The following is a 26,968-nucleotide window of genomic DNA, read 5'->3' on the forward strand; positions in this document are numbered from 1 at the left end:
ATGTTATTGGATATTAGCCTCATCCCACCTGCATACCGGGTGGAGAGAAAATGTAGCTTATCGTAATTCCTTACGCTAACAAAGCAGAGTGCTAAAAAACGCATCAATACTTTCGGTTTATTACCTAGAGCGAGAACTATGCTCATGTTTATCTGCTGGATCATTGATGTGGCTGGGATTGGGTTACGATGGTTATTTCGACCGTATGATCCTTGCGATCGTCGATCAGCGGAATAACTTTGTCGGAGCGTTCAATGCCATCTACCGTGATGCGCATTACACTGCTCTGCACAGCATCACCAGCATCCACTTGCGACACGGTGATATGGTAGACGGTCTCTCGATACCGATAATGCAATTTGAACGCTTGCCAGGACGCAGGCAAGCAGGGAGCAAAATGCAGTTTGTCCACATCGAGCTTCAGGCCGAGCAGAGATTCCACAATGAGACGGTACATCCAACCGGCGGAACCCGTGTACCAGCTCCATCCCCCGCGACCAGCGTGCGGCGAGACTGCATATACATCGGCGGTAACGACATAGGGCTCAACTTTGTAGATCGCCACACCTGCCGCCGATTTTCCATGATTTACCGGATTAATCATGGTCAGCAATTCCCATGCTCGCTGGCTGTCACCCAAGGCTGCGAATGCCATTACGGTCCAGATAGCGGCGTGGGTGTATTGCCCACCATTTTCGCGCACGCCTGGAACATAACCTTTGATATAGCCCGGATCCAGACTCGACTTGTCGAATGGTGGATTCAAGAGCTGGATCAACGCATAATCGTGCCGCACCAGTCGGGTATATACGGCGTCCATGCTCACGCGTGAATGTTCACTCTCGCCCGCGCCGGAGAGCACTGACCAGCTTTGTGAGATCGAATCGATCTGGCATTCGGTGTTGGTGGCCGACCCTAGCACGGCACCATCATCGAAGTAGGCGCGGCGATACCATGCGCCATCCCAGGCATTTTGTTCGATATGCTGGCGCAATTGCTCGGCTTCCTGCCGGCACTGCTCAGCAAATGGTACGTCACCTTGCTGTTGCGCCAGTACTGCGAAGCGTGTCAGCACTTTATATAGGAAGAAGCCGAGCCAGACACTTTCGCCCTTGCCGTGTATGCCCACCAGGTTCATGCCATCGTTCCAGTCTCCGGAGCCCATCAGCGGCAGACCATGCTCGCCAAATGTCAGGCCGTGCCGGATGGCGCGTACACAGTGCTGGTACAGGCTGGCTGACTCGGTAGAGTGACCTGGCAAGTCATAATACGAGTCTTCTTCAGGACTAACCGGGCGGCCTCCAAGGAAAGGAACGGATTCATCCAATACTCCGGTATCACCGGTACTCAGCACATAACGGCACACTGCCAGTGGCAGCCAGAGGTAATCGTCGGAGCAATGGGTGCGTACGCCATGGCTCGATGGCGGATGCCACCAGTGCTGTACATCGCCTTCAACAAACTGATGCGCCGCGCACAGCAGCAAATGTTCACGCACGAGTTGCGGTTCGGCATGGATCAGCGCCATCACGTCCTGCAACTGATCGCGGAAACCAAAGGCGCCGCCCGATTGATAATAGCCGCTGCGTGCCCATAGACGACAGGCAAGCGTTTGGTAGACAAGCCAGCCATTAGCCAGGACGTTGAGCGACGGATCTCGAGTTTCCACCTGAACCGCGCCGAGGGTATGGTTCCAGTATTGCCACACGGCTTCGAGTGCAGCACGTGCGGCGGCCGATCCACGAAAACGCTGCGCCAGATTGCGCGCATCCTCCGCCCCACGTCTGCCGGCCTGGCCCAGGCGGAAGATGATCTCGCGTTCTTGACCGTCGGCCAAGTCGAAGCCTACCTGAATCGCAGCGCAAGGATCCAATGCTGCCCCTACCTTGCCTGAAAGCCGTGTACGCGTCATTGCTGCCGGATTTTTGAGCGAGCCATTACGTCCAATGAACTCAGCGCGATCGCAACTGATCGAACGATCGACTTCATCCACATCGAAGAAAGCAACCCTGCCTGCGAATTCCGTATTGTAAGGGTTTTGAGCGAACAGCGCACCGCTGCTGGGATCTACTTCGGTGATCACGTGCATGTTCGATTTCGGCCGCAAATCGCCCAGCACCCACTCCACGTAGCCGGTCGCGGAGAGCCGCCGTGACCTCCCTGATGCGTTACGCACTTTTAATACCGAAAATTTGACTGCAGCATCCACAGCCACATATATCCATAACTCTGAGACAATGCCTCCTTCAGTATGTTCGAACACGCTATAGCCGAATCCGTGCCGGCTAACATACGCATTCGCGCCGCGGCAGGGCAGGGGTGTAGGTGACCAAAAATGACCGCTCTCCTCGTCGCGCAGATAAAAAGCTTCTCCGCTCGTATCGGATACCGGGTCGTTGTGCCAAGGAGTGAGGCGGAACTCATGTGCGTTTTCGCTCCAGGTATAAGCCTGGCCGCTCTCGGAAATGATTGTGCCAAAATGCGGATTCGCTAATACATTTACCCATGGTGCGGGCGTTACTTGTGCGGCTGTGGTAGTAATGACATACTCATGTCCGTCCGGTGTGAATCCGCCCAATCCATTATGCAGAATGAGATCGCGCTGCGGCAACACGCTGTTGTCAGGAGAATCAGCGCGGTAACTTTGGCTCGGCCGGAAGCGCGGCATCTGTATACCTCTCAGGCTACGGCGGGTGACCTGTTCCTCCAGCGTTCCTCGGCTATCTGTTATAATCGCGCGCGCGACCGATTGGAATAGAACACGGTCTTCGTTCGATATCTGTTCCGCGCGGCGCACGAAAATGCCACCTGGTCGATCGATGACATGCGCTTCAGTGCCTGCCGCAATCAAACCGATAATTTGATCCTGGAGCAATTGCCGGTAACCGGCACGGTCCTCGTTCCAGATCACCAGATCCACTACCAGTCCTTTTAGACGCCAGTAGGCGTGAGCCTGTACCAATTGACGTACCAATTCGATATTGGCTGCGTCACCAATCTGCAGCAGAACGATGGGGAAATCACCAGAAATGGCATAGCTCCATAAACTGGATTGCCCGCGACGATTCTGCATCAGAATGCTGGCTTCTGCGCGAAGCAAGCCGTGGGCATAAATAACAGAATTGGCCAGACGTCCATAGAGTTGAGCATCGGTCTCGCTCGCATTGAGTTGGCGTAACACCACTTGGGCATGTGTCCAGGAGACATCAAAGACACGATCCGCAAGCCGTCTATCCTGATATCTTTTGATCAGGCCTAATGCGGCATCACGGCTCTCCCCTATACCGCTCACTATATCGATAGTGATGGTTTGTTCTGGATCGAGTGTAACGGCATGGCGGATGGCGACAATCGGATCCAGCACTGAGCCCTGACTGCCGGAAAGCGCCTCTGATGATGCACCGCTCAGTGCTTGCGGGTCAGCGGTGGTGTGGCCGCGGCCAATGAATTGCATCCGATCCGTCTCATAAGAGATGGCATCGACATCTACTCCGTGCCCTGTCATCATGTGAAACATCCAGCATGTTTGCTCGGTAGCTGAGCGCGGACGACGTGTGCAAAGGATCGCGTGGCGTTTCTCGTCGATCTCAGTCTGTACGAACAGATTGCTGAAAGCCGGGTGCAGCATATCTGCGGCAGGTACGGCAAGAACTACTTCTGCATAACTGGTCATCGTGATAGTGCGGCGGGTATAGGTGCGGTTGGTGATGCGCACGCGGCGCAGCTCGATATCGTCTTCTGGTGATATCGCGATCTCGGTATAGGTTTCGAAATTGCCATCACTTATATAATCACGACGACGAAATTCAGCGCGCCCCTCGGAGAAAATCACTTCGTAATGTTGCGGCTGTTTCAATGTCGGCTGATAGGCGGTTGACCAGATTTCCCCGCTGCGCTCGTCGCGCAGATAACAGAATGACCCCCAGTGGTCGCGAGTCGTGTCCTCGCGCCAGCGTGTAACCGCAAGATCTTTCCAGCGGCTATAGCCGCCGCCGGCGTTGGTAACCATCACATGATAGCGGCCGTTGGATAACAATTGCACTTCCGGCATTGGCGTATTGGCATTGTTGAAAACGCGAATCGGCGCTTCCTCAATACGGGGGGGCAGTTGAATATCAGAAAATTGGGCCGTGCTCGGAAAGAACTCAGTGGCTTTGGGAATCCGCTCCTGGAGCAGCAGTAAGCTCGCCTGGAACAGCTGAACCGATGCGAAGCGCTTCTGCATCGGGCGATCCAGCAGAAGGTAGGCCAGGGAGAGCAGACTCATTCCCTGGTGATGCGCCATATAAGATCGTACCACTGTGCTCGATTGCCGACGTCGTTGACGTGAGGGGGTGTAATCAATGGCCTCATAAAAGCCGAACTTTCCTTCCAGTCCTATCGCAGCGAGTTGTTGCAGATTTAGACACGCCGCTTCGGGTGCCACCATCAATGCCAGCACCGTGGCATAGGGGGCAACGACCAGGTCATCAGCGAGTCCGCGTTTGAGCCCAAGGCCAGGCACGCCAAATGCCCGGTACTGGTAGTTGAGATGGACGTCGACTAGATTATAGCCAGATTCCGACATTCCCCACGGTATGCCACGCTGCCGTCCATACTCGATCTGCCGTCTCACCGCTACCTTATAGGTCTGGTCAAGTAGCGTGTTATCAAAGGTGGGCATCACCAGCAGCGGCATCAGATACTCGAACATTGAGCCACTCCATGATAAAAGAACGGGTTCGCCGCCGGCAGTCGTGAGCAGACGTCCCAGGGCAAACCAGCTCTCCTGCGGCAGCTGTCCCTGCGCGATCGCAATGAATTTCACCAATCTCGCTTCCGAAGCCAACAAGTCATAGTAACTCGCATCCCGCCTCAGTTCATCCACGTTGTACCCAATCGCTAGCAGACGCGATGATTTGTCATACAGAAAGTCATATGCCATGCATGCGAGTTCGCTTGACTGCATGGCAAGCCGTTCGACAGTCGCAATTCGTTCAGTGGCGCGGCGGCTGGCTTGTGTGATGCAGTGTTTAAATGCGTGTAACCATTCGCTTTCTGCGGATGGCGTAGTGCCCGCAAGAGGCACGTCGAGTTGCTGTTCAATTTCCGGGAATAATTTATCTTCGATGTTAGCCAATTCCTGCAGCGTTGGGATTGCGGCAAGGGCGAAGTTGTCGTCAAGCCCGCTCGGTGCAGCTGGCAGCGCTAGCCAGGGGGCGAGAAAGGTCAACTCGTCGAGAGCCGCGCGGCATTGCCGGGCCAGCGCATGCGCCCACCAAACCGCATCACTCTCAGAAGTTGTCTCAGAGATGACTGCGCTGGCGTGATCCAAGGTGGGGTGGTGTGTGGAATATTCATCTGTCTCCAAGTATCCTTCGGTTGCTACATTCCGTCTTTCTCTGGTTGATACCAGCGAGCTACCTGTTTGAGGCGGCTTCTGAGAGACAGCTTTAATGTTATCGGCAAATTCCTCCGCGCGTTTCGCCAATTGGCCGAGGCGCTGCCATGCCAAGGCGAGCGTAATAGGAGGGGAGCTATAGGCAGACTCAATATCCGACTGCAGTGCAGCAAGTAGGTCTGACTGGGTGTTGCCTGCCGCATCTACCAGAATTCCGAGCGTGTCGTGGAGCCCGTGGAACCAACGCGCGCCGAGGATTTTGTCATCGGTAAGCATGCGTAGACCCGACTGCAAGGTCAGCAGATGGCCTGCAAGGTTTCCACTGTCCACCGTCGAAACGTAAGCTGGATGCAGCGGTTTCAATGATTGTGTATCGTACCAGTTATAGAAGTGGCCACGATGTCGCTCCAGCGTTTGCATGGTGTCGAGGGTATGTGCCGTGCGCTCGATGAGTTGCCCAGCCGGAATGTAACCGAAGTCATATGCGGATAAGTTCGCGAGTAGCGCCATTCCCATATTGGTCGGAGAAGTACGATGTGCAACGGAGGCACCGCGATACTCTTGATAGTTGTCCGGCGGCAGCCAATGATCTCCCGGGCCAACAAAAGTCTCAAAGAACGCCCAGGTTTTACGCGAAATCTTGCGCAAGAAGACAGTCTGCCCAGCCGTTAGTCGTGCCTCGCGGCGTGCGAGTGGTTGGCCGGTCCACCAGACAATCACGGGTGAACTTAGCCATAGCAGCAGGATGGGCACTGCTACCGTGAGTGCAGCAGGCTTGAATAACAGCAGATAAAGTATCACAGCAATGGCAATTAACGGGACGATCCACATCATGCGCAAAACGGCGGCGAAATCCGTGCGACTATGACGTGCGGCTTCGCCCGACGGGTTCCATTCGAGCAGTCGTCTGTGGGTAAACAGCATACGACCCGCTGTACGTATGATTGCATCCAGGCTGAACCAGGCTTCGTACGGAAGGCATGTCAGGGTAAAGGCCGCTTGCGCCAGGCGTTGACTTGCCATGTCGAGTGCAGCGGTAAGATGTTGCCGTAATGGCACATCACGCGGCTTGTGAAAGAGATCCACCACCGATGTGACCAAAGGTGGAATGAAGAGTATACCGATTACTGCCAAGGTCCAGAGCAAGGGTGATGCAAGCACCACCCAGCCTAGCAACAGCAACAGCGTCAACGCTGTAGGCACAAGACTGCGCCGCAGGTTGTCGAATAGTTTCCATCGCGACAGACACGAGAGCGGGTTCTTCAGTCGTTGTTTATCGGGACCGGGAACGTGTGGCAACAGCCAGCCCAGCAATTGCCAATCGCCACGTATCCAGCGATGACGGCGGCTCACGTCCATGCTGTAGTGCGCAGGATAATCCTCATACACATGTACATCGCTCAATAAGCCGGCACGTGCATAACATCCCTCCAGCAAATCGTGACTGAGAATCTTGTTTTCGGGAAAGCGCCCGTTCAATGCCCGCTCGAACATATCTACATCATAGATGCCCTTACCGATAAACGAGCCTTCGCCAAACACGTCCTGGTAGACATCGGAGATAGCACGGGTATAGGGGTCGATGCCGGCTTCACCACCATGTAATTGCGCATAACGCGAGCGGTTGGTGCCTTCCACGCTTACGCTGACGCGCGGCTGGAGAATACTGTAGCCCTCGTGCACGCGCTGTCGCTGTTCGTCGTAGCATGGGCGATTCAGCGGATGAGACATTGCCGCCACAAGCTGCTGTGCGACGTCACGCGGTAGCTGCGTATCTGTATCCAAAGTGATGACGTACTTAATGTTCGCGAGGCAAGTTGTATCACCGACGATGCGTGAGAAACGGTTACCGGCATGCCTAAGCGTTATATCGCGCAGCAATGCATTCAAGTTCGCAAGTTTGCCACGCTTACGTTCATAGCCCATCCAGATGCGCTCTTGCGGATTCCAGCGGCGCGACCGATGAAAAAGAAAAAAAATATTCTTTTCCATAGCACCATATTTTGCATTCAGCGCCTCGATTCGTGCCTGGGCTAGCTGCAGCAGCGGTTCGTCTTCGGCGAGCGTTTCTTCGTGTGCATCGCGAAAATCGGTTAACAAGCCGAAATACAGATTGTCGTCCCGATTCGCCAGAAAGCGCACTTCCAATGCCTCGACCAGATCGTCGACACTTTGTGGGCTCGTGAGCATCGTCGGCACGATGACCAGTGTCCGTGATTGTGTGGGTATGCCGTTGGAGAAATCCAAACGTGGCAGCAGATGCGGGTGTACGAACAAGGTTGCCAGCCAATTTACCAGAGTGAGTGCCAGCTGGCTGGTGGACAGCAGTGCGAGTATACCGATCAGCAGCGAGAATTCATTCGGCATATTCTGAGTATGAGCGACGGACATCAGGCTGGCGCTGAACAGCAGCGTTAGCAGCGTGATTAGACCGAGATACACGAGCAATGCGTGCTGTGATCCTATTTTCGCGAGGGTATCAGCAACAGAAAAATGCGCTTGTATCCTTGTCTCAAGTTTGGGTAAGCCTCGGTCAATCAGGTAGAAGCCAACATGTGCGGCGCGTTCGTCGTCATCTGGATGTGTTGCCTGAAACTCATGCGCGAGTTGGACTGCACTTTGTGCTACCTCGGTTTCAGTGAGGGAGCTCCGCCTTGCAATCTTTTCGATTGCATGACGATAATGGTCGCGGGTAGCAAAATCCATCTTGCCATAGCTGCCGCTCGGATCTTTGCGTAATGTTTGCTCGACGATACTCATGGATTCGACGAACTCACGCCAATCCGTCCCACTTAGAAAACGCAAGCTGCCGATGCTGTTGCTAATGGAAACTTGGTCGGCAGCCTGATGCTGGTGTCCCGATTGGATCAATTGCTCGGTGGTCAGTCCCGATTCGGCAAGCGCTTGCTCGATCCAGGTCAGCGGCAATGACAGGGCGAGGCTATGCCCTTGCAGCCGACGCGTAAATTCCGATACAAATGAAGTCGACATCGGCGGCTGCGAGCGCGCCATGTCCGCGATGACTAGCACCAGGCTCTTCGGATCCGTCTCCGCGGCTGCCGTCATTTGCTCTGCCCAGGCGCTAGCAAGGTCGCGCTCGATTCTGTCGGCGGCGATACGAATCGCAACGCGTCGCAGGTTCTCAATTAATGCCAATTGCAACATGATGGGGATAGCCCATAACTCGCTTAATTTGAGCGTACTAACCGTCTGATAAGCCGAGATAAAACGGTTGAGATTTTCTGAGTCCACCCGTCCATCTCCGTGCGAAATGATCTCCAGCGCGATATCATATACACGCGGCAATCCGGCCGAAGGACCATTCAATAAACGAGGTAATTCCCGGCTATACCCCTTAGGCATGTGGCGTCTGGCGGTACGGATCTGTTCTTCAACTAAATAGAAGTTATCGAGCAGCCATTCGCTGGCCGGCGTGATTTGCTGGTTGGCTCTTACCGCCGTTGTGAGTCGTCGGCAGACTTCGATCAAGATCGTTTCATTTGCCGCCAACCGCGACATCAGGTGATCCCGCGCGCGTTCCTGTGTCACTTTGTGCATGGCAGCGAGATGCCTGCCACGCTGTTCCATCTGATCTGCATTAAGTAATTCAGAGCGTAGCGGCGGCTCATTGAAGGCATCATTTAGAGGGAGGTCGCCGCGCAAGTTCGTACTCAGCCGGCGCAAATATCGGAAGAATCGATTGTTATTGGTCTCCATTTAGAAATTTACTCCATTCTGGAAGGAAGCTTTATGTCCATCTTCCGGCAATACCAACAATTTGATGAATCAGAGCTAGCATAGAGTCTCCTGTAAAAGTGCATCAATGGCTATGTTTAATCAATGCAGCGATTTACTGTGACTTGACTCGCATGGCATTCTTAACAGATATCACTCCCTTAACACTGCGAGCAACTTTGACAGTCTTGTTGATATCGGGCTGCGAGCTGACGAAGCCACTCAGTTGAACAATACCTTTGAAGGTTTCGACGTCCATTTCGGCAGATTTCAGGGTGGTTTCATTGAAAATTGCCGCTTTGACTTTCGTGATAGTGACAGGAACATCGAAATATTCTCCGATTCCTTCTTGCTTTGACGCTGGTGCGTAGCCTAGCAAAGAAATCATTAGGATAGTTAAGAAGAAAGCGGAGAAAAAGTTATTAAGTTGTGTCATGGTAAGGTGCTCCCAGATGATTGACGGAACTAAAACACCCCTTGATACTTTTAGACTAAAGAATACTTGATTTACTATTTTCGGTATGATTCTCAATCTGAAATTCACGACCTTATTGAGTTTTCTGGCAAGTATTCGCAAAAATCAAATTAGAGTATTGCAGAGATAGTGCAATTAGTATGTGCGCTAGCACACAAACAAAGTGTTCTGGCCGTATGGGCTATACATATACAGATATAGATAAATAGCCGTACGCAGCACATCAGGAAGATATTGGTTGAGTGCTCGGCATCTTGGAAGTATGGTGGATTTTGTATGCTCCCTGATGAGCTTTCCTTCAAATCCGAATCAATCTATTGGACGGCAGGTAGAATATATGCATGGCCTTCTTTCAGGCATGGTTTGCGTTAAATATGGAGAATTGTTGTCGGCTGATTCTTGAATCCATCCAATAAATGTACCTTCTTCTAACTCGCTGTGAAATGATTCATGTACTTTAAGGTTAATTATTCTCTTTTCGTCATCATAGTTTTTATTCTTACGACTCCTAGCGTATTTGCCGAGACGCAGTGTAAGTTTGATACAAACCACGGAATTGGTGCGCTGGGCCGCATCGAACCTCGCTCCCGCGTGATCAAGGTTTCCCATAATGCCGGTCCGGAAGGTGCCCGAGTAGAGCAGCTTTTTTTCCAAGAAGCCAATCAGGTCAAGTTAGGTAACAAGCTCGCAGTACTGTCGGATCATAGTAAGAAAAAGGCTGAAGTGGAAGCCGCCAGAGCACGTGTCAAGTCGCTGGAAGCCCAACGGATCGTCGAGCAGGTCGCGCTGACTTTCAATAAAAAGGAACATTTGCGCTATCAGTCACTTGAGCTAGAATCTGCTGCCAGTGCCTCTCTTGCCGATGCCAAACGTTTGGCACTGGAACAATCTGAAGCGAATCTTAAACGCTTGACGGCCGAAATCGCCAATGCGCAAGCCGAGCAGAAAGTGTCGGAAGCAGAATTGGATAATACGCTTATCTATGCCCCCATTTCCGGCACTATTTTAAAGATTCATACTTGGCCTGCTGAACGAATCGGAGATAATGGTTTGCTGGAGATAGCGGATTTAACTCAGCTCGATGTCGTTGCAGAAATCTATGAATCCGATCTGCTGCGTGTCCAGGCAGGACAGAAGGGCTGTATCAATGCATCTGGTTTTAAGCGGAATTATCACGCTGAAGTTAGAGAGCTGGGTTTCCTCGTCAGAAAAAACGACCTAAATGACACGGATCCGTTAGCAGATAGGGATAATCGAATCATTGAAGTACGCCTGACGCTCGAACCTGAAGCCGTGAATGAGTTACAGCATCAGATTCTTCGGCAGGTATGGGTGCGGATTGCACCATGAATCTCGTCGCCTGGATTTATTTCCCAGCACGCCTGGCCTGGCGGCAGTTGATCTTTGATCGTACCAAATTAATTGCGGCTACCTGTGGCGTATTATTCGCTTGTGTGTTGGTGTTCATGCAGCAGGGATTCAGGGATGCGCTTTATGCCAGTGCTGCTTCTGCACCGGTAAAGTTGCATGGTGATTTGTTTCTGATGCATAAGCAAAGTGAAGCGATGTGGCGCCCAGTCCGCTTCAAGCGCAGCGAACTGATGCGTGCGTTGGGGAATCCGGCAGTTGCCGAGGTTTATCCACTCTATCTAGGGTTAGCGCCTTTCAAGAACATCGAAACCCGCGGCAAAAGAACATTGATGGTTTACGGCTTTGATCCCGATTCACTGATCTTTGATATCGAAGATATTAAAAACAAGCGGACTGCATTGCGGCTCAAGGATACGGTACTGTTTGACGAATATTCCCGCCCCGAGTTTGGACCGATGCGTCAATTGCTGGAAGCAGGCCGGAATGTGACCGAAGTGAATGATTATAAAATCACTGTAGTTGGATTTTTCCGGCTGGGCGTATCCTTTGCTGCTGACGGCAATATCGCCACAAGTGATCTGAATTTTATGCGTATTTTTCCAGACAGAACGCTTACCGATATCGATTTGGGCATCATCAAGCTGTATCCTGATTCATCGATAACTCAGGTACAAGCCGAGCTGAGCAGCCAGCTGAATGAGTTCGTCAATATTTTTACCTACGACGAGTTGTTGCAAAATGAAAAAAACTACTGGGCAAATATGGCACCTATTGGCTTTATTTTTGGTTTTGGCACGGTGATGGGGCTCGTGGTGGGCCTGGTCATTGTCTATCAGATTTTGTTCACCGACATCACCAATCACCGTCATGAGTTCGCAACGCTGAAAGCCATGGGCTATGAACATGGTTATTTTATCCGCGTCGTGTTTGCGTCTGCCTTCTTTCTGGCTATTTTGGGTTTTATTCCAGGCTATTTTTTTTCTCTCGGCTTATATCACTTGGCTGAATCGAAAATATTCATGCCGATGCCGATGACTTTTGGCAAAGCCATGACCGTGTTCCTGTTTATTCTTTCCATGTGCATGACCGCAGGGTTCCTGGCAATACATAAGTTAAAAGCAGCCAACCCAGCCGATATGTTCTAATGTCCCGCATCATTGATGTGCATGACCTGAATTTCAGTTTTGGCAGCGGCGCGCTCTCGCAGCCTGTGCTGAAAAACGTCACAGTCTCAATTCAAAAAGGGGAGATCGTGCTGATGACGGGCCCTTCCGGCTCGGGTAAAACGACGTTCTTAACCATTATCGGTGGCCTGCGCCAGGCTTATCACGGCAGTGTAAGGGTGCTCGATCAGCAATTAATTAACAGTAGCGAACAGGTTAAAGTGAGTGTCCGTCAGCAGATCGGCTATATTTTTCAGCAGCATAATCTGCTTAAATCGCTCACTGCGCTGCAAAATGTCAGTATGGCTTTAGAGATGCAAAACAGGATGACTGAGCAGCAGAGGCTTGATCGTGCCGCAGAAATGCTAAAAGCCGTAGGGCTGGGTGAACGGCTCAATTACAAACCAGATCAACTATCGGCGGGACAGTGCCAGCGTGTTTCCATTGCCAGGGCTCTGGTAGGGCAACCTCAAATCGTTTTGGCCGATGAACCGACCGCCTCTCTGGACAAGCAGAGTGGTCATGAGGCTGTCACAATTCTTGAGCGATTAGCTAAGGAATCGCAAACTACCATTTTGCTGGTGACGCATGATTATCGTATTCTGGATATGGCCGATCGGATAGTGGAGCTGGAAGATGGGGTGATTAAAGAAAAGTAGCAAGGCCTGATTCTATTAGGAAGTCATACTTGAATTACCTAGAGAGGAGATAAAGAGTGTGTGGGCACTCTAATTGAGAATTGATTTAAGCAGTAAATAAATGCATCAGCTAGTGTCATGATAAGATTCAATTCAATTTTATCAGGCTAGCATATAAAAAAGCTAAGTAATAGAATCTCTGCTTTTTTTCTGAATCCCTATATATTTCATCTTTTTTTTCATCATCATGCACATATACCGACAATGGGCACTTATCGCAGGACCTCTGCTCGCAGCAGGGCTTGCAGCAAGCATGAGTTTCTACGGCTGGGATGCCAAAGCCTGCTGGACCGGTGCAGTGGTAATGCTTTGCGTCATCTGGTGGATTTTTGAACCTGTACCGATCCCTGTTACTTCGCTTATTCCGTTAGCCGTTTTTCCACTGGTTGGCGTTTTGCCGAAAGAAGAAGTCGCCAAAGCCTACGGCAACGATATGATTTTACTGATGCTCGGTGGATTCATGATTTCTGCTGCAATGGCGCATTCGGGAACACATCAACGCCTTGCTTTGGAATTGATACGGTTAGTTGGAGGAAATAGCAGCCGACGCATTGTGTTGGGTTTCATGTGTACCTGTGCCTTGCTGAGCATGTGGATCTCTAACACCGCAACGACATTGATGATGCTGCCGCTTGCGCTGGCTGTGATTGATCAAAGCAGTGATAAAAAGCTTGCTTTACCTCTTCTGTTATCTATCGCTTATGGCAGTAGCATTGGTGGCTTGGGCTCGCCGATTGGCACCCCTCCCAATCTGGTTTTCATGCAGGAGTACCAGAATTTCACCGGAACAGCGGTGAGCTTTACGCAATGGATGAGTTGGGGAGTACCCGTTGTTCTGCTAATGGCGCCGCTGGCAGGCTTATGGTTGACGCGCAATCTGACCTATGTCGGCGAGCTATCCATGCCTCAGCCTGGCCCATGGCGGCCAGAAGAGCGGCGTATTCTGATTATTTTTGGTTTGACGGTGTTGGCCTGGGTCACGCGTACCGAGCCTTTTGGGGGCTGGAGTACCTGGTTGGATGTGAAGGGAGCATCAGATGCGACTGTTGCACTGCTTGCTGTTATTACCATGTTTCTGATTCCCAATGGTCGTGACGGAAAATTGCTGGATTGGCAAACGGCGGTGAAAGTGCCTTGGGGTATTCTTATTCTGTTCGCAGGGGGTATCGCCATAGCCCAGGCATTTGTGGAATCGGGCTTATCCAAATTAATCGCTGAACAATTAACAGTGCTATCGCATCTGCATCCGTTGGTCATCATCGCTACCATTGCACTGATAGTGACCTTTCTCACTGAAACAACCAGTAACACCGCAACTGCTGTCTTGTTAATGCCGATTCTTGGCCCGGCAGGGTTAGCTGCAGGCGTTGAGCCGGCACTGCTGATGGTGCCTGCCGCAATGAGTGCGAGTTATGGTTTTATGCTGCCAGTAGGAACCCCACCCAACGCGATTGCCTTTGGAACCGGCATGATTCCGATTGACCGGATGGTACGTGAAGGACTGGTGCTTAATTTTATTGGCGTATTTGTGATTACCTTAGTGTGTTATGTATTGGTTTCGTAGTGAGTTTCTCAGCGTGTTCATTTTTTTTAGAATGGCTTTTACCTTGTTGATAACACATTGTGATAATTGCCTTGTTTAATTCCATTTCTAAATCAAAACTGACTTTGCCGGCTTCACCTTGACAGTATTATTTATACTGTCTGCGGTTCGCCTTCGCATCATTTTTGATTCGGAAATGGAATAAGGCTGAGCGTGGAGATGCTGTCTACCTTTCTTCTGCTTAGTCCGAAGGTGAGAATTGGTGTTGAAAATATTTCCCAGCGAGGGAAAGTGGTAGGTTCACAACTCGACTTGTGTGCCCAGCTCAATAACACGGTTAGCTGGAATTTTGAACAGCGTCATGGCGCTGGAGGCGTTGCGCGCCATGGTAATAAAAATTTTCTCGCGCCACCGTGCCATACCAGGAAAAGGGGTGGAAATGAGTGTTTCTCGACTGAGAAAGAAGGAAGTCTCAAGCATATTGAATTTGGGTTCTAGCAGTTCACATTGTGCCAGCGTTGTGGGTACATCAGGTTGATCCAGGTAGCCGAAGTGGAAGAGCGCGCGATAGAAGCCGTTTCCCAGCAATTTAATCTCAATGCGTTCATTGTCCGGCACAAAGGGTACATCAGCAGTGACCACTGTCAGCAGCACTATTTGCTCATGCAGCACCTTATTGTGCGCAAGGTTATGAAGCAGGGCATGAGGCACACCTGTGCAGTTGGCAGTCAGGAACACGGCTGTACCGGGTACTCTGGTCGGTGGTTCTTTTTCAATGTTGCTAAGGAAAAAGTCGATATCGATTGCATCAGACTGAAGGCGTTGCATCAGAATGCTGCGTCCTTTCTTCCAGGTGGTCAGGAAAGTAAGGATAACTGTGGCGATGAGCAGGGGAAACCAGCCGCCGTGAATGACCTTCGTAAGATTGGCACTGACAAAGGCGAGGTCGATCACTAGAAAAAGTATAAGAATAATGATGGCTGCTGTCCAATGCCAGCGCCACAGGCCATAAATCACAAAAAAGACCAATAGCGTGTCAATGGCCATAGTGCCGGTTACAGCGATGCCATAAGCTGCTGCTAGATTACTTGAGGAACCAAACCCAATTATGAGTACCACTACACCCAGCATGAGAAACCAGTTCACAAACGGAATGTAGATCTGTCCTATCTCGCGCTCTGAAGTATGTAGCATCTGCATGCGAGGAATATAGCCTAGTTGGATAGCCTGTCGAGTGACCGAGAAGGCACCTGTAATGACTGCCTGTGAAGCGATGACTGTGGCAGCTGTGGCAAGAGCAATCATGGGATAAAGTGCCCAAGAGGGTGCCATCAGATAGAACGGGCTGCGCGCCGCCACCGGATCGCTCATCAGCAATGCCCCTTGCCCAAAATAATTTAACAGCAGTGCCGGCCAGACAAACCCAAACCAGGCAAACTGGATCGGTCTGCGGCCAAAATGCCCCATGTCGGCATAGAGCGCTTCAGCGCCAGTCACTGCCAGCACCACCGTGCCTAACACCAAAAATCCAAACCATCCATGCTGTAACAGCAGATCAAGGCCATAGGCGGGGTTTATCGCCTTGAGCACAACCGGATACTGAATGATGTTGACTATACCCAACAACGCCAGAACCAGAAACCAAGCTGCCATGACTGGACCAAACAATTTCCCTACCCCAGCGGTGCCGCGTGGTTGAAACAGAAACAGCAGTACCAAAATAATGACCGCAAAAGGAATGACCCAGGATTCCAGTGCTGGAGTCGTAACCGCGATTCCCTCCACAGCACTGAGTACCGAAATGGCCGGAGTAATCATTCCGTCACCATAAAAGAGTGCCGCTCCAAATAACCCAAGTGAAGCTAACAGCCAGCGTAATCGTGAATGAGCTTTCCCTACCCGCTGTGTCAATGCAATCAGTGCCATGATGCCGCCTTCACCTTTATTATCTGCGCGCATCATGAAAAGTACATACTTGACAGATACCACAATAGTAAGTGCCCAGAAAACTAGTGAGAGAAAACCCAGTATGTTCTGTGGTTCTGGTGAAAGCGCATAGGTACCGCTGAAAGCCTCTTTCATGGCATAAAGCGGACTGGTGCCAATGTCACCGTAAACGACACCTATCGCTCCCACCATAAGTGCAAGCATTCCACTGTTGCTAGAAGTTTGAGGAGGGTGAGATATCGTCATGATAGAATCAATTTTTCAGGCCGCCGATTTTATGTGATTTCTAACCCTGATCCTTGAAACGAAACTAATTCTGTCTTGTCTTAAGGAAGATTATTAGGTAAATGTGATAAAAAGTTTTTATTGGAAGGGATGTCTTGTAAATGCTTGAGCAGAAAATGGAATAATAAAATTTTTGGTTGATAGAAGTTATTTGTATCATACCAAAAATAGCACTTTTAGAAAGTAACATTTATGGAAAATACTCCGTTCCCAAGTCAGCAATCGATTAACAGCCGTTATGTTAATCATCTTGTTTTTCTCTTCGGTATTGTCTATTTCGCCCAAGGTATTGCTCAATCGGGAGGCCTTATCAGCCTGCCTTTGAATTATTATCTTAAGGAAGTCATGCAATTGAACGAATTAGGTGCTACTAATTATCTGACCATTTTAACGATTCCTTGGATTATTAAACCTGTTTATGGCTTAGTTAGCGATTTTATTTCTCTGTTTGGGTATCGTCGTAAGTCTTGGCTGTTAGTTTTAAACGTACTTACTTGTATTGGCTATCTTTGGCTAGCGGAAATAGCAGATGGCGACCAATTAATCCTGGCACTTCTTCTAACCGCCATAGGAACGGCCGCCTCAGATGTCATTATTGATGCTTTAATGGTAGAAAACGGTCGGAAATTCAATATGATTGTTCAATTTCAGGCTGTACAGTGGTTTTGGTTTTATGTTGCTCAAATAGTTACTTCAATATTGGGCGGATGGTTAGCGGAAATGGCTGATCCTGATACAGGTTTGCGTACAGCCGCGATCATTACCATGGTCGCTCCCGCGATAATAGCCATTCTTAGCTGGCTAATAGTAAAAGAAGAAAAAACTGTAATGGATCTTGCTTCATTAAAAGCCACAGTAGCGGGTTTACGTGAAACTTTTCGAAGCCGATTACTCTGGGCCACTATATTATTTTTAGTTTTATGGAATTTTAGCCCAGGCTTTGGTATCCCCATCTACTACCTTATGACTGACACGCTCAATTTTTCACAATCGTTTATCGGCCATGTAGGGGCTATAAGCTCAGCGGGTTCAATTCTCGGGGCCTGGCTCTATGGAAAATACATCAGTAATCGCAGCATTGATTTTCAGCTTGTTTTCAGCATTCTTACGAGCGCGCTTAGCACCTTTTCCTATCTTGGTGCGATCACGCCGACTCCTTATAGTGGCCTGTTGTTTATTGCTTTGTCCTTCTTCTTTGGTATTACGAGTATGACCGCTCTGCTAGCTATTCTTACACTTGCAGCGAGAGCTTGTCCTGAAAAAGCGGAAGGCTTCACTTTTGCAGTCCTGATGTCGATAGTAAATGGCTGTGCTCAGTTGTCCACTATGATGGGTTCCTGGATGTTGGTTAACTGGTTTGAAGGATATTTGCCCCCCCTCATTATTCTTTCTGGTGCGGCTACTTTATTTTGTTTATTTCTTTTGCCTAATTTCAAGGCTAAGGAAATGATTGTGGTAAGCCAACGAACGTAGCGAACGCAGAGGTTGTGTCACTCGAACCACTTTAGCCTCATGCTTATACAGCTTGCTAAACATTAAGCTGGCTGCAAACATAGAAGCTGCATGAGTATGTTTTACCATCCTTTTCTTTTTTGTACTTGCCTGATTTAAGGTGCATTATATTTTATGCTATTACCCCGCCAGCCATATACAATACGTTTATTCAAAATATTTCGGCAATCAACCTGCTTATTAATCCTTAGGATAGTCATTACACGATGTGTTTTTCCGCAGGAGCCAGTTTTATCGCTAGCGGTGCGCTTTCGATTATCAGCGTAAGCGCAATCAGAAAAGTTAAGAATAGAAAAGATATCTTCATCGCATTCATTCCATTGATATTTGCGTTTCAGCAGTTTACGGAAGGATTGCTATGGGTTGCTCTGGGAAATGGGGAGATGCCCGAGGCACAATTTTGGTGTCCAATTTATACGGGATTTTTATTGGGGTGATATGGCCTTTTTATGCCTATTTTGCCCTTTATCAAGGAGAGTTAGAGAGTACTACCAGAAAAGTAATGATTTCCATGATAATAGTAGGCTTGGGACTAGCAGCTTATACTATTATTGGCCTGATCAGCGAGCCCATTATGGCTCATATCGTCAATAATAGTATTCGTTACGAGCATGAAGTCGCAGGCCAGCAGTTTGTGCGGGCCATGTATCTGTTTGCCACATGTGTGCCCTTTATCTTGGCAAGCGATCGGTTTTTGAATATCACTGGCACCCTGATCACGCTGAGTTTCTTAATTGCTTTTTATGTCTATAGAGAAACATTTGCTTCGGTATGGTGCTTCCTTGCAGCCATAGCGAGTGCGTTGATTTACGTTTACGTGATCAATCAAAATAAAAAAGAAAGATATGAGCTTAGAACCGGGCAGAATTAACGGGCCTGGTTTCTGTTTGGTCAAATAGCGCAGTAAGGCGTTGCGCTATTCTTCCAGCATCAGCATGGCCAAACCAAAGGGAATGGCATATCACCAGCAGATATCCTGGTGAGACGGTACCGAACAGGCGATTGCTCCATGACGTATAAACGTTCAATAAAATCAAACTAATCTCTACTGCTATGTCTGGCAACGATAAGCGGTTATCAGATCGTGCAAAACGAAAGATGAATTCTGTCCAGCTTTAAAAATAGCTTGAAAATAACTTTGGAAATCCTAAAGTAAATTTACCCTTGTGATGCATCTTTCCTTCAGGTATTTTTGTGCAATGTCAATTCAATGCTTATATGAAGCTTCCACTAGATATTGATTCAATAGATATTCAAGGAGGAAGGTTGGTCTAGTGAAAAAATATATTGAAGTTGTTTTTGGAATACTTTGCTTAGTCTCAACGCTGTCCCTTGCTGCCACACCCGATTTCGGCTCCGATGGTCTCAAAGATCTGGATATTGATCAAAGACTACGGTTAGCTAGTGGCGAGATTGTCTTTACGATTACTAATTTGGCTGGGCAAGAACACTCGAGATTGATCCAGGCTGCCGTTATCTTTAACCAAACTACTGAAAAAACGTGGGAATTACTTTCTCGCATTGAAGATCAAGTTAAATACCTTGAAGAGCTCGAAGAGGCCAAAGTCATCGCTAAGCGCCCTCAACAGGAAACGGTTCAGTTTAAAACCAGATTCGCCTTCTTGACCTTTATTAACCATGTAAATCTTACCTTTGATAAGGAAGGGCTTAATTTCTTTTGGAAGCTGGATCCAAAATTTGATAATGACCTTACAGATTTGCGCGGCCTTTGGCGCTTCTATTCGTTTGGTCAAGACAAAACCCTGGGTCGTTACGGCTGCGTGGTATCGCTGAAAAATGTTCCGACCTTTATTGAAGATCTATTCAAGAAAAAACTGATAGCACGTACGCTGATCAGCGTGAAAAAGTATGTCGATTTAGGCGGTATGGAGGATGGTACGGACCTCTTTTAGCACAGCAATAAATATATTGTTTCATGCGCCATATTTCATGGCCACTGACAACAAATGACGAGCAATAGCACATGAAGAGGGAAAGAGATATTTTTATTCTATGCTGAACTAAACCTAATTCTATTTCCAAATCAAAACTGACTTTGTCGGCTTCACCTTGCCGTATTATTTATACTGTCTACGGTTCGCCTTCGCGTCATTTTTGATTTGGAAATGGAATAACAAATGCTATCAGATAATCGGATAACTCAGCATGCTATCTCGCATAAATTGATCGGATCTTGTGATCGTACTCCTTGATCAAAACAAACGTGTTTAAAAAAATGATGTGAATAAAAAATATCCGCTATAATTGTTGACAGCAGCTATCGATTGCTAGGGTAGTTGAGATACAAATCTATTACTTTGATAAATTGCCAAACTATCTAAACAATATTGTTTTCTTGCAATTTATGTTATAAAGCAAATGCGTGCTACGAATCTGAGAGAGATACTCGGTGACTGATTCTTTTTCCGGAAGTTATGGAGTTAAATGGCACGATCGTTGCAAGAGTGTTTTGACATGATTAATCTTTAACCACATAAGGAGTAATTGTCATGAAAACAATATCAACTATTTTTGCAATTGCAATGTTGGCATTTTTCTTGAGCATCCCAGCCTATGCAAAAGATACAAAAGAGAGATCTGAAGCAACACAGCATCTTGAAGAAGCCATTAAGCATGGAAAGATGGGTCATCCCAAAGAGTTGTCCGAGCATGCGAAGGAAAGCTTAGAACATGCTAAAAAAGCCAAGGAATTGGGTGCTGATGCTCATATGGATAAGGCTATTGAGCATTTAGAAGAAGCCATTAAGCACGCTGACATGGGTCATGCCGAGGAAGGAACCAAACATGCCAAAGAAGCCTTGAGCCATATGCATGAATCTGGAGGCAGAAAAATGGATTAAAATGGTTGAGTAGGTACCTCCTCAGCATAACTGGGGGATGATGGATGGGTACCCTTTTTCAACTATTCAACCTAGATTTTTGAATTAAATGGAATAAAGTTGTGTGGTTTTGCGAGTACAGGGCAAGGCACAATGACGCAGAATAGTCTTTCCATTCCAAGGAATTGCAACGCTGTCGTGTGCTTGCAGAATCACCAATTCGTACGGGCACGAAAATACCCAGAAGGTGAGAATGAAATCTACAGGACAGTTCAACATTATCATTCTCATTAGTGGCTGAGGATATTCTCAATGATTCAGCTCGAATGCCTGCAAGCGATGATAATCTTAGTCTCAGTCGTGTAAGCCGCTTTATTAAATCGCTTTATACGAAATGAGCTGTGCTGCAACAGTGTTACTTTCTCTAGTTGACCAAATTGATGTAACGAGTAATTGGTGATGAAATTCAGAATGTCTATTTTTCTGGCTAGCCAGGAACCCTAAGCATTTTTCCACATTTCTGTCAGAATGAGATTAGCTGTAATCCCAAGAACCACAATTGATCGCTTGATTGGGAGTTAAACTCATGAGCTATGGAAGCATTTTGAAATTTTCTCATTTATCAGAATGGGAACAACTATGAGTGTATCGTATATCGCTCCAGGCACAAATGAGGTATCGCTCTTCGTTGCAGGGAGCGGCCCCAGCGGACTCATTGCATCTTACCTTGCCCTGGATCACCACACGCTCCGTCCCCCGCGGTTCACCTTTGCGTCATGTTTCATTTGGAAATAGAATAACTTACAATTTGGAATAATTCTATGCCGTCTAAACTCTTATTTCTGCCTGGTGCATCAGGTGATACCCAGTTCTGGCTGCCAGTGGCCAATTTACTTACGTATCCTGCAGAAAAAGTTTATTTAAAATGGCCGGGGTTGGGGCCCACACCGTCCGATCCCAAGGTGAACAGCATGCATGATTTGGTAGATTTAGTTGTTACCGAAGTGGATCAACCTGTTGCCCTCATCGCACAGTCGATAGGCTGCATCATGGCTATCCAGGCTACATTCAAGAAACCTGAACTCATCACGCACTTGGTATTGGCAGTTACCTCAGGAGGGATTGATTTGGAGAGCTTCGGGGCGCAGGATTGGCGTCCACTCATACTTGCTGCTCATCCATCTTTCCCTCGTTGGGTCTCTGAATACGATGAAGATTTGACGCCTCAGCTACATAAGATTAAGGCTCCCACCTTGCTTTTATGGGGTGATGCTGATCCGATCAGTCCTGTCAGCGTGGGTCAGCGCCTCGCTGCGTTGCTGCCAAATGCCAAATTGCACATTGTGTCAGGCGGTGACCACAATTTGATTATCACCCATGCTAAAGAGATTGCGCCGCTGATTGATGCGCATCTTGCCAAATCGACCTCAGTTATCGGTTAATTTTAAATAATGCTTCAGATTGTTCATGCGCCAGCTTTCATTGCGTTGACTATTCTTGTCATTATCTGTGGTATCGCAGTTATAGCTATCGGTATCAAGGCTGGAGGTGAGCTCTGCCGTCCTGCCCACCGATCTATCGGTAGCGCCCCGGCCGACTTGCCTGTCGAAACGATCACATTGCAAAGCGCTTCAAACGAAACGATCGAGCTGGTTTCAGGATGGCTCATACGCGGAACACCTGGAATGGGTGTGGTTTTACTGCTGCATGGATTGCGCAATGATCGGCGCCAGATGCTGGATCGCACCAAATTTCTCTTGCGGGCAGGTTACTCGATCATGTTGATCGATCTTCCTGCCCATGGTGAAAGTAGTGGTGAGTGTATTACTTTTGGTTATCGGGAGGCTGAAGGAGTCGAGGCTGCCATGCGCAATCTGGCAGAGTCATTTCCACACGAAAAGATTGCTGTGATTGGTGTTTCCTTGGGTGCGGCATCGCTCGTGCTCTCGAAAGCATCTCCTGCTCCTAGTGCTGTGGTGCTAGAATCAATGTACCCGACCATTGAAGAAGCAATTGCTCGCAGACTACAGAAACGGCTTGGTCCACTTGGAAGTTTGCTTACACCGCTATTCCTTTGGCAATTACCCATCCGGCTGGGCGTTACAGCTGACCGGCTTCGCCCTATCACTCATCTTACTGCCTTACATAGTCCGGTACTCATCATGTCAGGGGCAGAAGATCTACACCCCACAGTTGCAGAAACGCAATGCTTGTTTGAATCCGCTAATCCACCCAAAGAGCTGTGGATCGTTGAAGGTGCTGCCCACATTAATCTCCACGCGCATAATCACAAAGAATACGAAGCCAGGGTGTCTGCTTTTTTGCAAAAATATCTGCGGGAGGGAGGCTAATTTTTAACGTGTATATTTGGCACAAAGAAAACCTGCTTTAGAGTAGCTTCTTCTGTTGCTTTGTTGGTCAAAAAAATCCAGGTTCAATAGTGTAATTCCATTTCTAAATCAAAACTGACGCGAAGGCGAGCTGTAGATAATATGGATGATACAGCAAGGTAAAGCTGACAAAGTCAGTTTTGATTTAGAAATAGAATGACTCGTATGAAGTCGCCATTTTGATAAACTGGCGATAATTTTTGAAAAGGGAAGGTTGGTCGTGGTAGCGCAGGTATATCACATTGCAGAGTCGAATCCATCGGAAGATTTATTAGCAAAGACAGAAGGTCAGTATTCGACCATACTGGCTGATCCGCCTTGGCAGTTTCAGAATCGCACCGGCAAAATGGCACCAGAGCACAGACGGCTGCTCAGATATCCCACCATGGAATTGAAAGAAATAATGGAACTTCCTGTTTTCCAGCTTGCAGCTGCCAAATCGCATCTTTATCTCTGGGTGCCGAACGCCCTGCTGCAGGAAGGCCTTAAGGTAATGGAAGCATGGGGTTTTACCTACAAATCGAATCTAGTTTGGTATAAGGTTCGCAAAGATGGTGGCCCAGATGGACGAGGGGTGGGCTTCTATTTTCGCAATGTTACAGAGCTCGTTTTATTTGGTGTACGCGGTAATTTCCGGACACTTTCTCCAGGACGCACACAGGTTAATCTTTTTTCAAGCCGGAAACGGGAACATTCACGCAAACCTGATGAAATTTACGATTTGATCGAGTCTTGTTCGCCTGGCCCTTATCTTGAGTTGTTCGCACGCTTCCGCCGTCATGGCTGGCTTCAGTGGGGTAACGAAGATGTAGAAGATAACACGTACTATGGGGTGGCTCGTCGCAAAGGTCATGTTGATACGCAACAGCGATTGACAAAAATACCGCATGGTTACAAAGGTAAGGACGAGTAGACTCCCTCGTGAATTGTTATTCCATTTCTAAATCAAAATTGACTTTGTCGGCTTCTCCTTGCCGTATTATTTATTCTATCTGCGGCTCGCTTTCGTGCCATTTTTAATTTGAAAATGGAATGACTGTTCGCGGTATGCTTCTCGAACCGCTAAGCTGTAAATATGAGCCTTCGACAGGTTCAGGCTGAATGGTGTTGGAGTTATGATAATGGACAACCATATCAGGCAGTCTAATAGTCTTTAAATTGCCTGTCTGCTTATGAGATACTCTCTAACTTTTTAAGCTAAAACTATAAATAACTATAAATCATCCGAGAGTATTTGGATTAGCGATTATCAGTTGCAATCTATGCCAAGGGTGTTCTCAAAGTAACCATAATGTTCTTGCCATAAAATCATGATCGAAATCACTGCTACTCTTGCCCGGTGGTCGCAACTGACTGCTAACTTAATCTTGTTTGGAAGCTGTATTTTTCTTGCCATTGTTGGACAACAAAAGGCTGTATTTGAAACCTCGTGGGTGAGCCGTCTGGAAAAAGGGTTTCCTTGGTTGGCAGGGGTAGTTTTATTGGGATTGATCGCTATCTTGGCAATGACAACGGGTGAAGCCACGGGAAGGGTCGTGAATACCTGGAGCCCAGTTGCATGGTTTGAGATTGTCCAACAGACACGGGTAGGGCATTTATGGGCGGCAAGGGCGCTACTTGCAGTTGTGCTATTTAGTGTCATTTTGTATGTTCAGCGCCTATCTCGCGTGCGATGGCACTATATTTTGTGGGCAGTAGCCGCCTCATTTCCCCTGATTGCGGGCTCATTGATGAGTCATTCCGGCGCAGAGGAAATATCATTTTCATCGATTGCACCCTATGCGCTGCATATTCTTCTGGCAGGAATATGGTTTGGTGCGTTGCCAGCTTTTCTATTGATTATATATGACAGTCGTCGGGCTTCAGATAAAACTTCATCTCAGTTAAATGCAGCGTCTCTGAAGCAATTCTCTGTAATTGCTCTGCCTGTGATGCTGCTGATAATGGCAACTGGTTTAATGCTAGCAGATCGTATGGTGAAAACCTATTACCACGCGCTGGTTGCCAGTTCCTATGGTTGGCTGTTGAATTTCAAGCTGGCCATATTAGCACTCATTTTGTTTATCGCCCATCGAGCGCGCTACCGCTGGCTCCCTTTGTTTTCGCAGTTTGAGAATACAGAGCAGGTGAAAACAGGCGCCGAGCATCTCAGAAAATGGGTCGGCTTTGAATTTATCCTTGCGCTATTGCTGGTACTGCTTGCCATCATGCTGGCCAATACTTTGCCTGCCAAGCATGTCCTCATCGAGAATTGGCCTTATCCATTCCGCTTTTCGATCAATGCCACCTGGGAAGAACCGAATGTGCAAGAATTAGTTTGGACTGGAGCAGCGCTGTTGCTCATTGCGCTACTTACCATCTGGCTAGGGAGGAAAAAGAACTGGACCTGGAAGAAAAGAATCCTAGTGCCGGGTGCGCTAATGGTCATTGCTTTGGCAATCGCGCTACCGCCGCTTGCCATCGAAGCCTATCCTGAAACCTATCAAAAAACACCGGTGCCATTTGATGCCATTTCGATCTCGAATGGTTCTCTGCTTTATGCCGAACATTGTGCGAGTTGTCATGGCCCGCAAGGCAAGGGCAACGGGGAGCTTGCTGATACGTTATCAACAGAACCGACTGACCTGCTGACAAAACCCCATACCGCAAGACATACCGTCGGCAATTTTTTTCATTGGTTATCCCATGGCATTCCCGGAACTGACATGCCCGGTTTTGCTGCCGTCCTGTCTGAAGAAAATCGTTGGGATATCGTTAATTATCTGCATGCCCTGTCTCGTGGTTTCGATGCTCGTCTTCTTGGAACAATGATCATGCCAGAATCCCCGGACTTTGGAGCACCTGTTTTCTCCTATTTTGCCCATGATGGCTCTGGTGGCAGTTTAAAGGATTTTCGCCTACAAAAAAATATCCTGTTGGTGCTATTTTCCTGGCCACAATCCCAGCAACGTTTAAGTCAATTAAAAGAAGCATATGAGAACTTCAGTCTCACCCATAATACTGAGATTATGGCGGTGCCCATGAGAGCACCTAATGAACAAGAGCTAAGGGACATCAAGAGCAGCATTACTTTTCCTGTAGTGACCGAAGGCTGGCAGGAAATCAGCAAGAGTTATCTGTTGTATCGCCGGAACAGAACGGTTCCTGATTTGCTGGGCAAAGGGATGACACCCGGGCATATGGAATTTCTGATCGATCGTTTTGGCTATTTGCGTGCCCGATGGGTAGCGCAATTCGATGGCTTTGGCTGGTTGAACGTGGGTGTCTTGACTCAGCAGTTAAGGCAACTTAACCAAGAGGGGCAGATTATGCCGCCTCCAGGTGATCATGTGCATTGATGTTTCTATTATCATGCAATGCTAATTATCGCCACGTTCGCTTGCATAAGAATTTGGAAGATTGAAGACTTTGAACGCTTGCTTGGGTCCACCCAATTATAAATCTGCACAAATTTTCCCGTATCTTTATGTTCTGGCGGATATCTTTCACACCTGCAATGAAAAAAATACCTCTAACTTGTTATGTATTGCATAACTTCAGTCAAAATATTTGATCGGTTGTCAATAAGAGTAATTTCTAAGTATTTGCACGTATTTTTTTTACCTACATATTTTAATAATCTATTAACC

The 26,968-nt window shown here is 48.2% G+C and carries 16 protein-coding genes; 13 read left to right on the forward strand and 3 right to left on the reverse strand.

Going from position 1 to position 26,968, the window contains the following annotated elements; genetic code table 11:
- Positions 1 to 160 precede the first annotated feature (160 nt).
- Both BM122_RS02345 and BM122_RS02350 read right to left on the reverse strand, forming a co-directional pair.
- Positions 161 to 9,097, reverse strand: a complete 8,937-nt coding sequence (locus BM122_RS02345) for a glycoside hydrolase family 94 protein (protein WP_074903301.1) — start codon at positions 9,095 to 9,097, stop codon at positions 161 to 163.
- A gap of 133 nt (positions 9,098 to 9,230) precedes the next feature.
- Positions 9,231 to 9,551, reverse strand: coding sequence for a BON domain-containing protein (locus tag BM122_RS02350; RefSeq protein WP_074903303.1), 321 nt, complete (start codon positions 9,549 to 9,551; stop codon positions 9,231 to 9,233).
- Between the two features lie 489 nt (positions 9,552 to 10,040).
- Between BM122_RS02350 and BM122_RS02355 the strand changes: the two genes are divergently transcribed.
- From BM122_RS02355 to BM122_RS02370, 4 genes are all read left to right on the forward strand, one after another.
- The gene (locus tag BM122_RS02355; RefSeq protein ID WP_074903305.1) at positions 10,041 to 10,940 is read left to right on the forward strand and encodes an HlyD family efflux transporter periplasmic adaptor subunit; all 900 of its coding nucleotides are present in this window, start codon (positions 10,041 to 10,043) and stop codon (positions 10,938 to 10,940) included.
- Positions 10,937 to 12,106 carry an ABC transporter permease DevC gene (devC, locus tag BM122_RS02360; RefSeq protein WP_074903307.1) on the forward strand — a complete coding sequence of 390 codons (1,170 nt, stop codon included), beginning with the start codon at positions 10,937 to 10,939 and terminating at the stop codon, positions 12,104 to 12,106. Before BM122_RS02355 ends, devC begins: the two co-directional genes overlap by 4 nt.
- A complete protein-coding gene (locus tag BM122_RS02365; RefSeq protein ID WP_074903309.1) occupies positions 12,106 to 12,783 on the forward strand; it encodes an ATP-binding cassette domain-containing protein in 678 nt (225 codons plus the stop codon). The genes devC and BM122_RS02365 overlap by 1 nt, the downstream gene beginning before the upstream one ends.
- Before the next feature lie 226 nt (positions 12,784 to 13,009).
- Positions 13,010 to 14,386: an SLC13 family permease gene (locus tag BM122_RS02370; RefSeq protein ID WP_074903311.1), complete on the forward strand. Its 1,377-nt coding sequence runs from the start codon at positions 13,010 to 13,012 to the stop codon at positions 14,384 to 14,386.
- Positions 14,387 to 14,665: 279 nt separating this feature from the next.
- On the opposite strand, the gene BM122_RS02375 is transcribed toward BM122_RS02370, so the two are convergent.
- Entirely contained in the window at positions 14,666 to 16,558 is a 1,893-nt protein-coding gene (locus tag BM122_RS02375) for a potassium transporter Kup (RefSeq protein WP_074903313.1), read from the reverse strand.
- Between the two features lie 231 nt (positions 16,559 to 16,789).
- Here BM122_RS02375 and BM122_RS02380 point away from each other — a divergent pair, with 231 nt between their 5' ends.
- The 9 genes from BM122_RS02380 (at position 16,790) to BM122_RS02420 (ending at position 26,677) form a co-directional block, all read left to right on the forward strand.
- Entirely contained in the window at positions 16,790 to 18,070 is a 1,281-nt protein-coding gene (locus BM122_RS02380; RefSeq protein ID WP_074903315.1) for an MFS transporter, read from the forward strand.
- A 245-nt stretch (positions 18,071 to 18,315) separates the two neighbouring features.
- The gene (locus tag BM122_RS25795; RefSeq protein WP_074903317.1) at positions 18,316 to 18,546 is read left to right on the forward strand and encodes a DUF6629 family protein; all 231 of its coding nucleotides are present in this window, start codon (positions 18,316 to 18,318) and stop codon (positions 18,544 to 18,546) included.
- Complete coding sequence (locus tag BM122_RS02390) at positions 18,513 to 18,980, forward strand: DUF6629 family protein (protein WP_143083284.1); 468 nt, start codon at positions 18,513 to 18,515, stop codon at positions 18,978 to 18,980. Before BM122_RS25795 ends, BM122_RS02390 begins: the two co-directional genes overlap by 34 nt.
- A gap of 403 nt (positions 18,981 to 19,383) precedes the next feature.
- Positions 19,384 to 20,022 carry a hypothetical protein gene (locus BM122_RS02395; RefSeq protein ID WP_074903321.1) on the forward strand — a complete coding sequence of 213 codons (639 nt, stop codon included), beginning with the start codon at positions 19,384 to 19,386 and terminating at the stop codon, positions 20,020 to 20,022.
- Between the two features lie 597 nt (positions 20,023 to 20,619).
- A complete protein-coding gene (smbP, locus tag BM122_RS02400; RefSeq protein WP_074903323.1) occupies positions 20,620 to 20,970 on the forward strand; it encodes a small metal-binding protein SmbP in 351 nt (116 codons plus the stop codon).
- An 800-nt stretch (positions 20,971 to 21,770) separates the two neighbouring features.
- The gene (locus BM122_RS02405; protein WP_074903325.1) at positions 21,771 to 22,391 is read left to right on the forward strand and encodes an alpha/beta fold hydrolase; all 621 of its coding nucleotides are present in this window, start codon (positions 21,771 to 21,773) and stop codon (positions 22,389 to 22,391) included.
- Positions 22,392 to 22,400: 9 nt separating this feature from the next.
- Complete coding sequence (locus BM122_RS02410) at positions 22,401 to 23,300, forward strand: alpha/beta hydrolase (RefSeq protein ID WP_074903326.1); 900 nt, start codon at positions 22,401 to 22,403, stop codon at positions 23,298 to 23,300.
- A 259-nt stretch (positions 23,301 to 23,559) separates the two neighbouring features.
- Positions 23,560 to 24,252: an MT-A70 family methyltransferase gene (locus BM122_RS02415; protein WP_256211844.1), complete on the forward strand. Its 693-nt coding sequence runs from the start codon at positions 23,560 to 23,562 to the stop codon at positions 24,250 to 24,252.
- 397 nt (positions 24,253 to 24,649) lie between these two features.
- Entirely contained in the window at positions 24,650 to 26,677 is a 2,028-nt protein-coding gene (locus BM122_RS02420) for a CopD family protein (RefSeq protein ID WP_074903328.1), read from the forward strand.
- Positions 26,678 to 26,968: the final 291 nt, after the last annotated feature.

The sequence above is a fragment of the Nitrosomonas communis genome, assembly GCF_900114745.1.
Classification (GTDB): domain Bacteria; phylum Pseudomonadota; class Gammaproteobacteria; order Burkholderiales; family Nitrosomonadaceae; genus Nitrosomonas; species Nitrosomonas communis_A.

Bases quoted from the DNA above. Each gene is read 5' to 3' on its own strand.
- smbP (WP_074903323.1), top strand. From the start codon at position 20,620: ATGAAAACAATATCAACTATTTTTGCAATTGCAATGTTGGCATTTTTC.
- BM122_RS02380 (WP_074903315.1), top strand. From the start codon at position 16,790: ATGGAAAATACTCCGTTCCCAAGTCAGCAATCGATTAACAGCCGTTAT.
- BM122_RS02355 (WP_074903305.1), top strand. From the start codon at position 10,041: ATGTACTTTAAGGTTAATTATTCTCTTTTCGTCATCATAGTTTTTATT.
- BM122_RS02405 (WP_074903325.1), top strand. From the start codon at position 21,771: ATGCCGTCTAAACTCTTATTTCTGCCTGGTGCATCAGGTGATACCCAG.
- BM122_RS02350 (WP_074903303.1), bottom strand. From the start codon at position 9,551: ATGACACAACTTAATAACTTTTTCTCCGCTTTCTTCTTAACTATCCTA.
- BM122_RS02420 (WP_074903328.1), top strand. From the start codon at position 24,650: ATGATCGAAATCACTGCTACTCTTGCCCGGTGGTCGCAACTGACTGCT.
- devC (WP_074903307.1), top strand. From the start codon at position 10,937: ATGAATCTCGTCGCCTGGATTTATTTCCCAGCACGCCTGGCCTGGCGG.
- BM122_RS25795 (WP_074903317.1), top strand. From the start codon at position 18,316: ATGTGTTTTTCCGCAGGAGCCAGTTTTATCGCTAGCGGTGCGCTTTCG.
- BM122_RS02375 (WP_074903313.1), bottom strand. From the start codon at position 16,558: ATGACGATATCTCACCCTCCTCAAACTTCTAGCAACAGTGGAATGCTT.
- BM122_RS02365 (WP_074903309.1), top strand. From the start codon at position 12,106: ATGTCCCGCATCATTGATGTGCATGACCTGAATTTCAGTTTTGGCAGC.
- BM122_RS02410 (WP_074903326.1), top strand. From the start codon at position 22,401: ATGCTTCAGATTGTTCATGCGCCAGCTTTCATTGCGTTGACTATTCTT.
- BM122_RS02370 (WP_074903311.1), top strand. From the start codon at position 13,010: ATGCACATATACCGACAATGGGCACTTATCGCAGGACCTCTGCTCGCA.
- BM122_RS02345 (WP_074903301.1), bottom strand. From the start codon at position 9,097: ATGGAGACCAATAACAATCGATTCTTCCGATATTTGCGCCGGCTGAGT.